Annotated in this window: 19 protein-coding genes and 1 pseudogene; 15 read left to right on the top strand and 5 right to left on the bottom strand. The window is 69.4% G+C overall.

Annotated features, from left to right (window positions below):
* Nucleotide 1: 1 nt before the first annotated feature.
* Nucleotides 2-346: a metalloregulator ArsR/SmtB family transcription factor gene (locus tag J7D54_RS00815; protein WP_209455172.1), complete on the bottom strand. Its 345-nt coding sequence runs from the start codon at nucleotides 344-346 to the stop codon at nucleotides 2-4.
* A gap of 89 nt (nucleotides 347-435) precedes the next feature.
* Entirely contained in the window at nucleotides 436-843 is a 408-nt protein-coding gene (locus J7D54_RS00810; protein WP_182762955.1) for an SRPBCC family protein, read from the bottom strand.
* A 104-nt stretch (nucleotides 844-947) separates the two neighbouring features.
* On the opposite strand from J7D54_RS00810, the gene J7D54_RS00805 reads away from it, so the two are divergent.
* The 7 genes from J7D54_RS00805 to J7D54_RS00775 all read left to right on the top strand — a co-directional run bounded on the left by J7D54_RS00805 (nucleotide 948) and on the right by J7D54_RS00775 (nucleotide 4,729).
* Nucleotides 948-1,286 (top strand): helix-turn-helix transcriptional regulator, encoded by a 339-nt coding sequence (locus J7D54_RS00805; protein WP_182762956.1) that lies wholly within the window; start codon nucleotides 948-950, stop codon nucleotides 1,284-1,286.
* Between the two features lie 20 nt (nucleotides 1,287-1,306).
* Entirely contained in the window at nucleotides 1,307-1,492 is a 186-nt protein-coding gene (locus tag J7D54_RS00800) for an SRPBCC domain-containing protein (protein WP_209455171.1), read from the top strand.
* A gap of 8 nt (nucleotides 1,493-1,500) precedes the next feature.
* Nucleotides 1,501-1,791 (top strand): SRPBCC domain-containing protein, encoded by a 291-nt coding sequence (locus tag J7D54_RS00795; RefSeq protein WP_245244057.1) that lies wholly within the window; start codon nucleotides 1,501-1,503, stop codon nucleotides 1,789-1,791.
* Nucleotides 1,792-1,941: 150 nt separating this feature from the next.
* Entirely contained in the window at nucleotides 1,942-2,211 is a 270-nt protein-coding gene (locus J7D54_RS00790) for a hypothetical protein (RefSeq protein ID WP_182762957.1), read from the top strand.
* Between the two features lie 97 nt (nucleotides 2,212-2,308).
* A complete protein-coding gene (locus J7D54_RS00785) occupies nucleotides 2,309-2,947 on the top strand; it encodes an NUDIX hydrolase N-terminal domain-containing protein (RefSeq protein WP_182762958.1) in 639 nt (212 codons plus the stop codon).
* A 10-nt stretch (nucleotides 2,948-2,957) separates the two neighbouring features.
* A complete protein-coding gene (locus J7D54_RS00780) occupies nucleotides 2,958-3,965 on the top strand; it encodes a DUF2332 domain-containing protein (protein ID WP_182762959.1) in 1,008 nt (335 codons plus the stop codon).
* On the top strand, nucleotides 3,962-4,729 hold the full coding sequence (locus J7D54_RS00775; RefSeq protein ID WP_182762960.1) for a YdcF family protein: 768 nt from the start codon (nucleotides 3,962-3,964) through the stop codon (nucleotides 4,727-4,729). The genes J7D54_RS00780 and J7D54_RS00775 overlap by 4 nt, the downstream gene beginning before the upstream one ends.
* Here the strand turns inward: J7D54_RS00775 and J7D54_RS00770 are convergent.
* Nucleotides 4,651-5,472, bottom strand: coding sequence for an ERCC4 domain-containing protein (locus J7D54_RS00770; RefSeq protein ID WP_182762961.1), 822 nt, complete (start codon nucleotides 5,470-5,472; stop codon nucleotides 4,651-4,653). The two genes, J7D54_RS00775 and J7D54_RS00770, sit on opposite strands and share 79 nt — an antisense overlap.
* 163 nt (nucleotides 5,473-5,635) lie before the next feature.
* Between J7D54_RS00770 and J7D54_RS00765 the strand changes: the two genes are divergently transcribed.
* The 5 genes and pseudogenes from J7D54_RS00765 (at nucleotide 5,636) to J7D54_RS14390 (ending at nucleotide 8,861) form a co-directional block, all read left to right on the top strand.
* Nucleotides 5,636-5,977, top strand: a complete 342-nt coding sequence (locus J7D54_RS00765; protein ID WP_182762962.1) for a helix-turn-helix transcriptional regulator — start codon at nucleotides 5,636-5,638, stop codon at nucleotides 5,975-5,977.
* Nucleotides 5,974-6,447 (top strand): SRPBCC domain-containing protein, encoded by a 474-nt coding sequence (locus tag J7D54_RS00760; protein WP_182762963.1) that lies wholly within the window; start codon nucleotides 5,974-5,976, stop codon nucleotides 6,445-6,447. Before J7D54_RS00765 ends, J7D54_RS00760 begins: the two co-directional genes overlap by 4 nt.
* Before the next feature lie 84 nt (nucleotides 6,448-6,531).
* The gene (locus J7D54_RS00755; protein WP_182762964.1) at nucleotides 6,532-7,098 is read left to right on the top strand and encodes a DUF664 domain-containing protein; all 567 of its coding nucleotides are present in this window, start codon (nucleotides 6,532-6,534) and stop codon (nucleotides 7,096-7,098) included.
* 15 nt (nucleotides 7,099-7,113) lie between these two features.
* Nucleotides 7,114-8,240, top strand: a pseudogene (locus J7D54_RS14395) (SulP family inorganic anion transporter); the annotation flags it as partial.
* A gap of 6 nt (nucleotides 8,241-8,246) precedes the next feature.
* Nucleotides 8,247-8,861 carry an STAS domain-containing protein gene (locus J7D54_RS14390; protein WP_371811098.1) on the top strand — a complete coding sequence of 205 codons (615 nt, stop codon included), beginning with the start codon at nucleotides 8,247-8,249 and terminating at the stop codon, nucleotides 8,859-8,861.
* Here J7D54_RS14390 and J7D54_RS00745 read toward each other — a convergent pair whose 3' ends face one another.
* Nucleotides 8,862-9,344, bottom strand: coding sequence for a DUF4395 domain-containing protein (locus tag J7D54_RS00745; protein WP_182762965.1), 483 nt, complete (start codon nucleotides 9,342-9,344; stop codon nucleotides 8,862-8,864).
* 216 nt (nucleotides 9,345-9,560) lie between these two features.
* Here J7D54_RS00745 and J7D54_RS00740 point away from each other — a divergent pair, with 216 nt between their 5' ends.
* Nucleotides 9,561-10,253: an MOSC domain-containing protein gene (locus tag J7D54_RS00740; RefSeq protein WP_182762966.1), complete on the top strand. Its 693-nt coding sequence runs from the start codon at nucleotides 9,561-9,563 to the stop codon at nucleotides 10,251-10,253.
* A gap of 24 nt (nucleotides 10,254-10,277) precedes the next feature.
* Here J7D54_RS00740 and J7D54_RS00735 read toward each other — a convergent pair whose 3' ends face one another.
* Nucleotides 10,278-11,555, bottom strand: a complete 1,278-nt coding sequence (locus J7D54_RS00735) for an MFS transporter (RefSeq protein ID WP_220486247.1) — start codon at nucleotides 11,553-11,555, stop codon at nucleotides 10,278-10,280.
* A 124-nt stretch (nucleotides 11,556-11,679) separates the two neighbouring features.
* On the opposite strand from J7D54_RS00735, the gene J7D54_RS00730 reads away from it, so the two are divergent.
* Both J7D54_RS00730 and J7D54_RS00725 read left to right on the top strand, forming a co-directional pair.
* The gene (locus J7D54_RS00730; RefSeq protein WP_182762967.1) at nucleotides 11,680-12,177 is read left to right on the top strand and encodes a hypothetical protein; all 498 of its coding nucleotides are present in this window, start codon (nucleotides 11,680-11,682) and stop codon (nucleotides 12,175-12,177) included.
* A gap of 21 nt (nucleotides 12,178-12,198) precedes the next feature.
* Nucleotides 12,199-12,489 carry a hypothetical protein gene (locus J7D54_RS00725; protein WP_182762968.1) on the top strand — a complete coding sequence of 97 codons (291 nt, stop codon included), beginning with the start codon at nucleotides 12,199-12,201 and terminating at the stop codon, nucleotides 12,487-12,489.
* Nucleotides 12,490-12,602: the final 113 nt, after the last annotated feature.

The raw sequence follows: 12,602 nt of genomic DNA, 5'->3' as shown, positions 1-12,602 counted from the left end.
CTCACTCACTCGCGTGGTCGTGCGGAAGGTTGCCGGCGAGGTGCTCGGCGTGGCCCAGCGCCTGGGTCAGCATGTCCGCGACGTGGATATTGGTGAGGCGGTAGTGGACGTGGGCGCCGTCCCGGCGCGCCGTCAGGAGGCCGGCCTGTCGAAGCACCGCCAGCTGCCGGCTCACCGTGCTCTGGGGTCGACCGCACATCTCCACCAGTTCGCCCACACTCAACTCAGCCCGGAGGAGCGCCACCATCAGCAGCAGCCGCGTCGGGTCCGCCATCGCGCGGAAGAGTCCCGCGGCGACGTCGAGTTGGTTGGCGGCCGGGGGGAAGGCGATGTCGTGACGTTTCACGGACACATCATATTCACACATCCGGATATGCAGATATTTGCGCCGTCCTCTTCTTCGCCCTCGAGAAGGTCGCCGATCAGCCGTGAACCCTAGCCCCGACGAGCCGCGGGGCCCTCGACGATCTCCTTGAGCCTAGTGAGGTCATCGCCCACCATCTGGCAGTCGCGCTCGAACTCCTCGACGCTGAGATCCAGTTGCCGCACGGTGAAGACGACCTCCGCCCCGTCCGGGTGGGCCAGCACCCTCAGCGGGTTGTGGACCACCTCCCCTGACGGCAGTGTCACGTCGTGGTCCAGCACGCCGTACTCGTTCCTGGCGACGAACTGCACCTCGACGCGGCCCATGGGTGAATCGACGACGACGGTGCCTGCGTGCCGCTCGACCTCCGCCTCGGCCAGACCCGCCGCCCAGAGCGGCAGCTTGTCCAGGTCTGAGGCGAACTCGTAGACGCTCTCCGGTGAAGCCTTGATGACGCGGCTGAGGTGGCGACTCTCCATGGGCCCAGCCTGTCACCTGCTGAGGGTCCGGATGCAGCGGCACCGAAATCAGTCCCCGTCCATTTCGCCCTTGACATACAACCAAATGGTTGTAGATTGGTGTCATGGCTGAGACGGACGAGGATCGCGCAGATGCACTGTTCCACGCGCTCTCGGATCGGACCCGGCGCGACATCCTGCGCCGCGTCCTCGCCGGTGAGCACTCCGTCTCGGTCCTGGCAGCGAAGTACGACATGAGCTTCGCCGCCGTCCAGAAACACGTCGCCGTGCTCGAACGCGCGGGCCTCATCACCAAGCGCCGCCAAGGGCGCGAGGCCCTCGCAAGCGGCGACTTCGAGGCAGTGAGATCAGTCGCCTCCATGCTCGACGAGCTGGAGGACATCTGGCGCGGACGCGTGGCGCGGATCGACGAACTCCTGCGTGAATCCCCAGGCACCCACTGACCGTCCCAGAGGAGGACACCATGCCTGTCACCGATGTTTCCCGTAATCTCGACGAACACAGCCTGACGCTCACCGCCGAGTTCGCCGCACCCGTCGAACGACTCTGGCAGATCTACGCAGATCCTCGCCAGCTCGAGCGAGTCTGGGCCCGCCCGGATACCCGGCCACGTTCGTCGATCACAGCCTCACGCCCGGCGGCCGCATGAACTACTACATGACCAGCCCAGAGGGAGAGCGTTTCCACGGCTACTGGGACATCAAGGAAGTCAACGACGGCCAGAGCTTCCGCTTCCTTGACGGCTTCGCCAAGGAGGATTTCACCCCGCAGGAGAACCTCCCGGTGGGCGAGAACACCTTCCGCTTCGAGTCCACCGAGGGCGGGTCGCGGCTGGTGGCCACCACCGTCTACCAGTCGGCCGAGGATCTGCAGACCGTGCTGGACATGGGCATGGAGGAGGGCGCCACTCAGGCGGTCAACCAGATCGACGAGCTGGTAGCTGCCTGAAAACTGGAGGGAGATTACTGCCACATCCCGCGACATGCGGTCGATGTGGCAGGAATCTCCCTCGATATTTCGCCACTGGGGCCAGCCCGCCGGTCGACCTCTACCCCCAAGGGGGATGCGACCAGTCAACGCCCCTTGTCAGGGTGGAGCATGAGCACTGATGACATGGCCCCAGAGAACTTCGTAGACCCCGATCAGGACAACGAACTGCTCGCGCAGCGGATCGACGACGCGGCACGCGAACACCATGAAGTCACCCGCGAGGATCTCGGCACGCAGGATCTCATCGACGACGGCGCAGACCCCGCCGGGATGACCCCGGAGAACCTGGAGGTCCCCGTCGACGACTCGCTGCACCTCGACGAGCCGCGCCGGACCACCATTGAGGAGCGCATCGCCCAGGAGGAACCCGATCTCTGATCGTTCGCTGGCCCACGACAGGATGACCAGCCAGGCCATCGACCTTGGTCTGTAGCCCCACGCCGAGGCGGACACACAACCCGCTACGGTCGGAAGCATGAACAAGGCGTCCCAGGACCTGCACCGCATCGCTATGGAGCTCACCGCCATCTCGGAGAGCGCACTGGCCTACTGCACGGACGAGTTCGATATCGGGCGGTTCCATCGGGTGGCGGAGATCGGCCGCGACCTCCTACAGATGGTGTCGCGGGATGAACTCCCACCGTTCGACCGGGAAGTGGCCTCGACGGCCGGCTACACCACGCCGAAGATCGACGTGCGCGGCGCGGTGTTCGACGACGAGGGCCGCGTCCTGCTGGTCCGCGAGATCCTCGACGACGACCTCTGGACCCTCCCCGGCGGGTGGTGCGACGTGGGTGAGACGCCGCGCGGTTCCGTCGAGCGGGAGGTCCTCGAGGAGGCCGGCGTCGCCGTGCGGGCCGGGCACCTGGCCGCCGTCCTGGACCGCGAGGTCTGGGGACACCAGCCGCCGCTGGACCACCACTGCTACAAGATGATGTTCGTCTGTGAGGCCCTCGCCCCCGTCGACCTGGCCTACACCAGCGACGAGACCAGCGAGATCGGCTGGTTCGCCGTCGACGCGCTGCCCGAGCTCTCGGTCTCCCGCATCCTGCCGGAACAGATCGCCCTGCTGCACCGCCACTCGCAGAACCCCGGCCCGGCGACGCTGGATTGAGCGGGGCGACATGAGGGGCAGCCGATTCCTGGAATCCGAGCCGATCGACCGGCTCTACGAGTGGTTCGCCACCGAGACGGCCGCCACCTCCCCCACGTGGGAAGCTCTGTGCCGCTGGATCGCCGCCACCCCGGCGGTGCACCGTCGCCTCGACGACCTCCCCGGGCAGGCGCGCCAGCCCAACCGCTTCCTGGCCGCCGTCCGTTTCCTCGGCGGCCCGACCGAGCGCGGACCCCACTTCGCCGCGTGGCTCGACGAGCGCTGGGCGGAGGTGGAACATGTCATCCTCACCCGCACCACCCAGACGAACGAGCCGGGCCGGTGCGCGGTCATCGCTCCGGTGCTGGCGTCGCTGCCCCAACCCGTCGCGCTACTGGAGCTCGGCGCGTCCGCCGGCCTCTGCCTCCTGCCAGACCACTACGCGTACGCCTACGACGGCGCACCCTCGCGCCCGGCGACCGCCGAACCCGGCGCGCCGGAGTTCCCGTGCCGCGTCACCGGCACCCCACCAGGCGACTCCGCCACCCTCACCGTCCAGGCCCGCCAGGGCATCGACCTCAACCCGCTCGACCCCACCAACCCCGACACCCGCCGCTGGCTCCGCGCCCTCGTCTGGCCAGGCGAGGAGGACCGTGAGGAGCGGCTGGGGGCCGCACTGTCGATAGCCGCCGAGGTCCGGCCGCCGGTCTCGCAGGCGGACCTGACGCAGGATCCTGCCACCGTGATCTCGGCCGCCCTCGACAGCCTCCGCCAACAGGCGCCCACGGCCACGCCGGTGATCATCCACTCCGCATTCCTCGCCTACCTCCGGCGCGACGACCGGCAGGCAGTGGTCGACGCCATCCGCGGCTCCGGCGCCCGCTGGGTGTCGCTGGAGGGTCCACGCGTCGTGCCGGGCATCGACCCCGCGTCGCTCTGCACCATGCCCGAGGCCGCGAGCTTCATGATCGCCCTCGACGGCACCCCCCTCGGCTGGGCGCAGGCCCACGGCCGCTCCGTCCACTGGACCGCGCCGTGAGCAATTGGATGTGGTCACGGCGCGACACGCCGAGGAAAGCACCCACAACGCCCCGTGACCCCATCCAATTGCTCACGGTGGCGACGGGGCTGACGCTGCTGGCCGCGCTTCCCGACATCGCGCACGGCTGGGCCAGCACGCGCAACTACGGCCGGCCACGCACCGGCCCGGACACCACCGAGGCCCTCATCGTGCTGGGCTGCCCCACCCACCCCGACGGCTCACTCCACCCGCTGCAACGGTGGCGCGTCGACATCGCCGTGCGCACGATGAATCCCCGCATCACGATGGTGGTCTTCACCGGCACAACGGCGAAGACGGGGACCAGCGAAGCCTCGGCCATGGGGGCCTACGCACAGTCCCAGGGCATCCCCGGCAGCCTCATCGTGCTGGAGGAGGAAGCCCTGAGCACGTGGCAGAACCTGCAGTTCTCCGCACCCCTGGTGGGCCACCACGACGTGATCCGTCTGGTGTCGGACCCCATGCACGCCTGGCGCGCCCGCCAGTTCCTGCTGCGCCAGGACCCGGCGATGGCCGCGAGGCTCGCCCCGGCCGACGACTTCCGGCCCCTCGAGCGCTGGCGATGGAAGCTCCGCACCATGGTCTACGAGGTGGTCGCCCGCTACCGCGAGTGGCGCAATCCACGCCTCCCGGGTGCGGTCACCTCTGGTGGAGACTCCATGCGCTACTCCGGCGACGCCCAGCGCTCGTCGGCCGCCTCACCCTCCACCACTTCGCGGACGGCCGCGCCGAGGAAACGGTAGGCCCATTCCTGCGCCAGCGCGCGATTCTCGGCGAAGATGATCGGCACCTGCGGGTACCGCACCTGGCACTCCGCCAGCATGTCGGCCACGAGGGCCGGACGCACGTGGTTCAACTTGAAGATCGACGAGTAGCGGTCCTCCACCAGCACAACGGCCCGGGGGAGTTCCGCGAGCGCCTCCAGCCTGAAGCGCAACTTGCCGCTGGTCAGGCTGCCGGCCAGGTCCTCCAGCGACTTCCGCTCGACGACCGCGGCCCACGTGCCGTCGACCTTCACGCCGTAATCCCCCACCGGCAAGGCCTCCTTCACCGTGGTGACCTGCTGCTGGGTGAACTTCCAGGCGTAACGTTCACGGGTGTCGACGTAGAACTGGAGGTCCGCGAGGCCCGACGCCCGCGCTGTCGGGAGGGCGACGTTCGGTTTGGCCGCCTTCGTTGTGCGCGCCGACTGCCAGAAGATCATCTCCCGCCCGCGCGCCTGCGTGATGACGAACTGTGAGCGCGACTCCCGTGCCCGGTCCACTTCGATGCTGATGGCAGCACCTCGCTGCACACAGGAGCGCAGCGGCAGTTCCTCCACCATCTCTGGGTTCTCCGGCCAGGGCAGGCCGTGCCGATGGCAGTAGATCTTCGACGCCCGCGGCCAGGTGTCCTTGACCCTCAGCACGATGCCGTCGCCGATGGGGACCAGCACGAGATAGGGCAGGCTCGAATCCTCCGGGTTGCGCGCGATCAGCAGTTTCACGCCGTCAGCCCATGGATCCGGGTGGTCGCGAACGTTGGCACCGGGGCGTCGTCGGCGTCCAGCAGCAGCTGGCCGATAGTCCTCATGCGCCCAGCCTAGAACCGCCCCGCCTCGTCGTGGAGGACCATTGACAGGTGACCAACTAGTCACCTAATGTTCCGGTATGGAAGACGACATGGTGTTCAAGGCGTTGGCGGATCCCATCCGCCGGCTCCTCCTTGACGCCCTCTTCGAGCGGGACGGCCGCCCGCTCGGTGAGCTCGAGGAAGTCGTCAACGAGCACGTCGAGATGACGCGCTTCGGAGTCGCCAAGCATCTCCGCGTTCTCGAAGCCGCCAATCTCGTCACCCCCGTCCGGCGGGGACGCCAGAAGCTGCACTTCCTCAACCCCGTGCCCATCCAGCAGATCCACAACCGGTGGATCGGCAAGTACAGCGGCCGCGCGGAGATCGCCGCGGGCCTCCTCCACCTCAAGCACCAACTCGAACCAGAGGACGAATCATGAGCGACCTGCAGGTCTACACCATCTACATCAAGGCCCCGAAGACCACCGTCTGGGAGGCCATCACCACTCCGGAGTACACGCGCAAATGGGGCTACGGCGGCGACGTCGACGTGGATCTCACAGCCGGCGGCCGCTACCGCAACCTCTCCACCGACGAGATGAAGGCCATGGGCATGGGCGAGGTCGCCGTCGAGGGTGAGGTCATCAGCGTCGACGCACCGAACCGCCTCGAACTCACCTGGCAGCCCACCTGGCACCAGGACATGGAGCCCACCCGCCTCACCTGGGAACTCACCGAGTACCCGGGCGGCCTCACCAAGGTGGTCCTCACGCACGACCTGAGCGCGGCACCCGGCACCGGCGCCGAGTTCGCCGGCGGGCACGACCCCGCTCAGGGTGGCGGCGGCTGGCCGTGGGTGCTCTCGGACCTCAAGAGCCTGCTGGAATCCGGAAGCAACATGTCCGCCTGACCACCGTCCCCGGGCAGGCCTTTCCTGCCCGGGGATACCCCTCAGGGCCTACCGCCGGCACCGCGTGCGGCTTAGGCTGCTGTCATGGCCGACGAAGACCTCACCCCCTGGGAACCGCCTCTGGCGGGCACCGATGTCGAGCAGCTCCTCGGCTCGCTCGACCGCATGCGCTGGACGTTCCGGTGGAAGGTCGACGGCCTGGATTCCGCGGCCCTCAACACCAGGATCGGCGCCTCCATCCTCACGCTGGGCGGCCTGATCAAGCACCTCACCCAGGTGGAGGCCACCAAGTTCACCTGGGCGATCGACGGCAGCCACCCGGGTGAACCGTGGGCGTCGCTGGACTTGTCCAGCGAGGAGGAGCGCAACTGGCCGTTCACCTCCGCCGCCGATGACTCCCCCGAGGAGCTCTACGCCAACTACGACGCCGCCGTCGCCCGTTCCCGCCAGAAGATAGCGGACCTCCTCCTCGACGGCGACCTCGACCAGACCGTCCACCTCGGCCGGGTCTGGGGCGTGGAGATGACGCTGCGCCGCATGCTGCACGACCTCGTCGAGGAGTACTCCCGCCACACGGGGCACGCCGATCTCCTCCGCGAAGCCGTCGACGGTGTCGTCGGCGAGGATCCGCCCGAAGGCTGGCGTCCCTAGCGGTAGATTCCGGCCATGGGCGACACGCGGCGTGGCTGGGAGAGGTTCCTCCCCGGTGTCGCGGTGCTGCGCCGCTACGAGCGGCGGTGGCTGAGAGGCGACCTCGTCGCCGGCATCACAGTGGCCGCCTACCTCGTCCCCCAGGTGATGGCCTATGCAGCCATCGTGGGCCTCCCACCGTCGCGGGGCTCTGGGCGATCCTCATCCCGCTGGCGGTCTACGCCGCCCTGGGTACCTCCCGTCAGCTGTCCATCGGCCCGGAGGCGTCGACGGCGTTGATGACGGCCGCCGGGATCGCCGCCCTCGTGGGTGCCGTGGGCCCTGAACGGCACGCGGACGTGGCCGCGATCCTCGCCATCGCGGTCGGCCTGGTCTGCCTCGCGGGCTGGCTGCTGAGGCTGGGCTTCCTCGCCGACCTCCTCTCCCGGCCGCTGTCGGTTCTGGTGGGCTACATGGCCGGCATCGGCGTGTTGATGATCCTCAGCCAACTCGGCAAGGTCACGAAGCTGGACGTCTCCGGCGAGCGGCCCGTCGACGAGGCCTGGTCCTTCCTCACTCAACTGCCGCAGGCCCATCTCCCGACGGCGGCCCTGGCCCTCGTCCTACTCGTGCTGCTGTTCCTCGCCCGCAGGTTCTTCCCCACCGCCCCCGGCCCCCTCATCGCGCTGCTCCTCGGCGCGGCCGCCGTCGCGTTCTTCAACCTGCAGCGCTTCGGCCTCGAGACCATCGGCCCGGTCCCCAGCGGCCTGCCCGCCCCCCGGGTGCCCGCGCTCGGCGACCTCTCCGTCTGGGCGCTCTTCCCCTTCGCCCTGGGCATCGCAGTGGTGGGCTACACCGACAACGTGCTCACCGCCCGGGCCTTCGCGGTGAAGCGCCGGGAGCGCATCGACGCCTCCCAGGAACTCCTCGCCCTCGGCACCGCCAATGTGCTGACCGGGTTCCTCCAGGGCTTCCCCGTCTCGTCGAGCAACTCGCGCACGGTCCTCGGCGACTCCGCCGGCTCGCGCACCCAACTCCACTCGCTCGTCGCGCTCGGCAGCGTGGTGGCGGTGCTCCTGTTCGCCGGCTCGGTGCTCGCCTCCTTCCCGACGGCGGGGCTGGGCGCGCTGGTCATGTACGCCGCCACGCGGCTCGTCGACCTCGCGGAGATGCGTCGCATCGCCCGCTTCCGCACCAGCGAGCTCATCCTGATGCTGGTCACCATCGCGGCCGTGCTGGTCACCGGCATCCTGATCGGCATCGGCATCGCCATCGGGTTGTCGATCCTCGACCTCATCCGCCGCATCTCGCGTCCCCACGACGGCGTGCTGGGCTACGTGCCCAAGCTGCCCGGGATGCACGACGTGGACGACTACCCCGACGCCCGGCAGGTGCCCGGCCTGGTGGTCTACCGCTACGACTCGCCGCTGTTCTTCGCCAACGCCGACAATTTCCTCGCCCGCGCGGAGAACGCGGTCGAGACGGCGGAACAGCCGGTGCACTGGTTCCTGCTCAACGCGGAGGCCAACACCGAATGGGATCTCACCGCAGTCGACACCCTCGAGCTCCTCCGCGAGAACCTCGAGGCCCGGGGCATCTCGTTCGCGATGGCGCGCGTGAAGCAGGAGACGCGGGACCAGCTGGAGCGCACTGGCTTCATCGACAGGGTGGGCGACGACCGCATCTTCGCCACGCTCCCGACGGCGGTGCAGGCCTATGTGCGGTGGTACCAGGCGACTTTCGGGGCCGCGCCCGAGGGGCTTCCCCCGGCGGCGCCCGTGTGATCAGGCCTGACGCGGCGCCCAGATGTCGGCGCAACTCGTGCAGCTGTCCTGGCGCACCACGCCGGCCCGGATCAGCTGGCCGTACAGCCAGCAGCCGGCGCAGAATCCGAGGACGGATTCCAGGAAGGCGAACAGCACCAGCACCCCGATGAGCACCGACGCGGCCGGCGCCAATCCGAGCGCGGGGCCGAGCAGGGAGGCGACGGTGGTGACGGCCAGCCCGATGCCCTGCGCGAAGCGCTTCGGCGGCCCAGACACCAGCACCGGCTCACCCAGCCGCGGCGCGACCACCTTCGTGGCTAGGAGCCCGAGGGGGCTGAAGCGCGGACCGGACAGCACGCGGAGCAGGAAGCCCACGGCCATGAACGGGACGAGCCACTGCGAACCGGTGGCGAGCACCAGCACGGCCGACGCACAGACACCGGCGGCGACGACGCGCGCCGCCTTCTCGTTGACCGGGTCAGGGAATCCGCTGATGCTCATGGACGTGGAGCCTAAGCGGACGGACCGCGCCTCTCCTAGCCCGTCTGCTGAGGGCGGAAAGCCCCTGCCCGCGGAATAAAACTCAGGAACGCACCCGGCGCCGGTGCAGCGCCCGCACGAGCGCGGCCTCCGCCAGTTCGACGGCGCGGCCCAGGAAGCGTCGATCGTCTGCAGCCAACATGACCCGAAGGGCTACGGCGCGCCTATCGTGAGGGCATGGAGTTCCTCGCCCGAGTCAACGCCGTGCGGGTGGGCCGCGCGCAGACCCACGTCTGGGACGGCCGCGAGGTGCGCAGCGGCGCCGTGAAGCGCCAGGCCGACGGCTCGGTCCACCTCGGCCCGCTGGGCTTCGACGGCGACGAGCAGGCGGACACCGCGGTGCACGGCGGCCCGGAGAAGGCCGCGCTCCTCTACGCCGGCCACCACTATCCCCGCTGGGCCGAACAGGGCCTCACCCTGCCCGACGGCGGCTTCTTCGAGAACGTCACCCTCGGCGACCTCAGCGGCACAGGCCCCGACGAGACCACCGTCGTGCTGGGCGAGACGTGGCGCCTCGGCGGCGCCGTCGTGCAGGTGAGCCAGCCGCGCTCGCCCTGCTGGAAGCTGGCGCAACGCTGGGGCGTCAAGGACCTCGTGCTCCAGGTGCAGGAAACCGGCTGGTCCGGGTGGTACATCCGGGTCTTGGAGCCCGGGATCGTGGCCGCCGGCGATGCCGTCGAACTCCTGGAACGCCCCGCGGAGCCCACCGTCGCCGAGGTGGCCCGCGTCATGAACCGCGACAAGAAGGATCTCGACGGCGCCCGCCGCCTCCTGCGCTCCGAACTGCTGCCCCCACGGTGGCGCGAGCGGCTGGAGAAGAGGCTCGCCGGGCACCCGGAGGACGACACCGCCCGCACCCAGGGAACGTGAGCAGCCGGCCAACGATGAGCGTCTTCACCCCGCCGTTGCTGCTGCGCGGTAGCGCCGGAAGGCCGGGAACACCAGTGCAGCGACGGCGAGGCCCACCAGCACAAGGAGCCCACCGCCGCCCGTGGCCCAGGCCGGGCCGACGGCCTCAGCAGCGCCGCCGTGCACCACGTCGGCGATGCGGGGCCCACCGGCCACCACCACGATGAAGACACCCTGGAGCCGCCCGCGGCGGGCGTCGTCCGTGGCCGCGAGGAGGATGGTCTGCCGGAAGGCGGCCGAGGCCATGTCGGCCGCGCCCCCGACGACGAGGGCCCCCAACATGAAGGCCAGCATCGCCTTCGGTGCCCACGGTGCCAGCCCCACCGCCAACCCGGCAACGGTCATCGCGACTCCCCACACTGCCACCGCCCACAGCACCGCGGCGCCCTGGCGCTGGACGCGCGACACCCATCCGCCGAACACACCGCCGAGCACCGCACCGGCGGGGATGGCGGCGAACAGCAGCGCGAACTCCGTCCCGCCCTCGGTTGGGCCCCCGAACGCCACGTGCGCGATCTCCGGGAACAGCGCGCGCGGCATGCCGAACACCATCGCGATGAGGTCCACCAGGAAACTCAGCAACAAGATCTTGTGGCCGGTGAGGTAGGCCAGGCCCTCCCAGACGGAGCGCAGCCCGGGGGCGCCCTGGGGGTTGTCGACGGGCAGCGGGGGCAACTTCCACACCGCATAGAGCGTCGCGAAGAGCGTGAGGGTGTCGGCGAAGTACAGCCAGGAGTAACCCAGCACCGGGATGAGGGCCCCGCCCACGAGCGGCCCCGCGATCGCCCCGGCCGACATCACCGTCATGTTGAGCGCGTTGGCGGCGGGTAGCTGGTCCTCGGGCAGGAGCTTCGGGAGGATCGCCGTGCGGGTGGGCTGGTTGATCGCGAAGAACGCCTGTTGCACGGCGAACAGCACCAGCAGCAACCAGACGTTGCCCATGCCGAGGAAGGCCTGGAGCCAGAACAGCGCCGAGGTGACGACCATGCCCAGCGTGGTGACCTCCAGAAGGAGCCGCCGGTCCAGGTGATCCGCCAGGGCACCACCCCAGAGCCCGAACACCACCAGCGGCACGAGCCCGAACAAGCCCGTGAGCCCCACCATGCCGGAGGATCCGGTGATCGAGTAGATCTGCGCGGGGACCGCCACGACGGTGAGCTGGGCGCCGATGACGGTCACGATATTCGCCGTCCACAACCGCCGGAAATCCGGTGTCCGCAAGGGTCTGGTGTCCGCGAACAGGCGGCGCAACCCTGCCACCATGCTCACCGTACGGCCACCGTTCTCTCCACGACGGCGAGGGTACAAGGTGCAGTAGTCTGATTCCGAAACGGAACCAAGATGAGATGGGGCTACTGACATGGATTTCCGCAGAACACTCGCTGCCGTGGCACTTTCCGGTGTGATCCTCACCGGCTGCACCGGCGCCGCAGAAGAGGGCCCGACGCCCGATTCGACGACGACCAGCACGACGGCGGTCACCGCAGACAGCCAGTCGCCGTCGGCAGAACCCATGGAGAGCTCCACCCCCGCGGTGGAACCCTCGCCCATTGCGCACGGTGAGCGCGAGGAGATCCCAGCACTCGGCGCCGAGGAGGCGGGCATCGCCTCCGACGTCAAGCTTGAGGAATGCGGCCTCGAGGCCGGCCCCGTGAAGGCCTCCGGTACCGTCACCAACACCGCCGACGAAGCCCGCGACCTCGTCGTGGCCGTCATCTGGCTCGGCAAGGATGGCAGCGGCAGCTCGCTGTCGGTCAAGGTGTTCCAGGAAGAGGCTGTTCCTGCCGGGGAGACCCTCGACTTCACGCTTGAGACCGAGATCCCCGACGCCGCCAGCCGCTGCGTCCTCAACGCACGCTCGGCGCCGGCCGGCGCGCTCGGCTGAGCCGGGCACCGGAGGGACGCCATGACGAAGCACCACATGCGGCTCGACTTCACCATCGACGTGGTGGACCCGGAGGGCGCGAAGGCGATCGGTAGGCAACACCTGGCTGACCGCGTGGACGCCGCCACGATGCGCGGCGAGGACATCGGCTACCAGGGGGAGCAGACGCCCGGGGCGGATCTCGACGCCCTGTTGGCCCAGTCGCCCAATGTGGTGGCGTCGATGGCAGTCGCCGAGTTGTTGCGCCGGGGCGCGGAGACGATGCCCCAGGTGCGCCTGACCAACGTTTCGATGACGCACCTCGACACCTGACCCACCGGATTCGACCCGTCAACAGAACCGCCCCCGCGCCATCAGGCGCGGGGGCGGTCCTTCTGATCCGTGGTGAGCGAACCAGGCGGGCCTCCGGGGCGGGATGGGGGGAC

It is taken from the genome of Tessaracoccus sp. MC1865, from assembly GCF_017815535.1.
Taxonomy (GTDB): domain Bacteria; phylum Actinomycetota; class Actinomycetes; order Propionibacteriales; family Propionibacteriaceae; genus Arachnia.
This window is presented reverse-complemented; position numbering and strand designations above follow the sequence as displayed.

Coding starts and splice junctions, on each gene's coding strand:
- J7D54_RS00810 (WP_182762955.1), bottom strand. CDS start 843: ATGGAGAGTCGCCACCTCAGCCGCGTCATCAAGGCTTCACCGGAGAGC.
- J7D54_RS00805 (WP_182762956.1), top strand. CDS start 948: ATGGCTGAGACGGACGAGGATCGCGCAGATGCACTGTTCCACGCGCTC.
- J7D54_RS00800 (WP_209455171.1), top strand. CDS start 1,307: ATGCCTGTCACCGATGTTTCCCGTAATCTCGACGAACACAGCCTGACG.
- J7D54_RS00795 (WP_245244057.1), top strand. CDS start 1,501: ATGACCAGCCCAGAGGGAGAGCGTTTCCACGGCTACTGGGACATCAAG.
- J7D54_RS00790 (WP_182762957.1), top strand. CDS start 1,942: ATGAGCACTGATGACATGGCCCCAGAGAACTTCGTAGACCCCGATCAG.
- J7D54_RS00785 (WP_182762958.1), top strand. CDS start 2,309: ATGAACAAGGCGTCCCAGGACCTGCACCGCATCGCTATGGAGCTCACC.
- J7D54_RS00780 (WP_182762959.1), top strand. CDS start 2,958: ATGAGGGGCAGCCGATTCCTGGAATCCGAGCCGATCGACCGGCTCTAC.
- J7D54_RS00765 (WP_182762962.1), top strand. CDS start 5,636: ATGGAAGACGACATGGTGTTCAAGGCGTTGGCGGATCCCATCCGCCGG.
- J7D54_RS00760 (WP_182762963.1), top strand. CDS start 5,974: ATGAGCGACCTGCAGGTCTACACCATCTACATCAAGGCCCCGAAGACC.
- J7D54_RS00755 (WP_182762964.1), top strand. CDS start 6,532: ATGGCCGACGAAGACCTCACCCCCTGGGAACCGCCTCTGGCGGGCACC.
- J7D54_RS14390 (WP_371811098.1), top strand. CDS start 8,247: ATGCGTCGCATCGCCCGCTTCCGCACCAGCGAGCTCATCCTGATGCTG.
- J7D54_RS00745 (WP_182762965.1), bottom strand. CDS start 9,344: ATGAGCATCAGCGGATTCCCTGACCCGGTCAACGAGAAGGCGGCGCGC.
- J7D54_RS00740 (WP_182762966.1), top strand. CDS start 9,561: ATGGAGTTCCTCGCCCGAGTCAACGCCGTGCGGGTGGGCCGCGCGCAG.
- J7D54_RS00735 (WP_220486247.1), bottom strand. CDS start 11,555: ATGGTGGCAGGGTTGCGCCGCCTGTTCGCGGACACCAGACCCTTGCGG.
- J7D54_RS00725 (WP_182762968.1), top strand. CDS start 12,199: ATGACGAAGCACCACATGCGGCTCGACTTCACCATCGACGTGGTGGAC.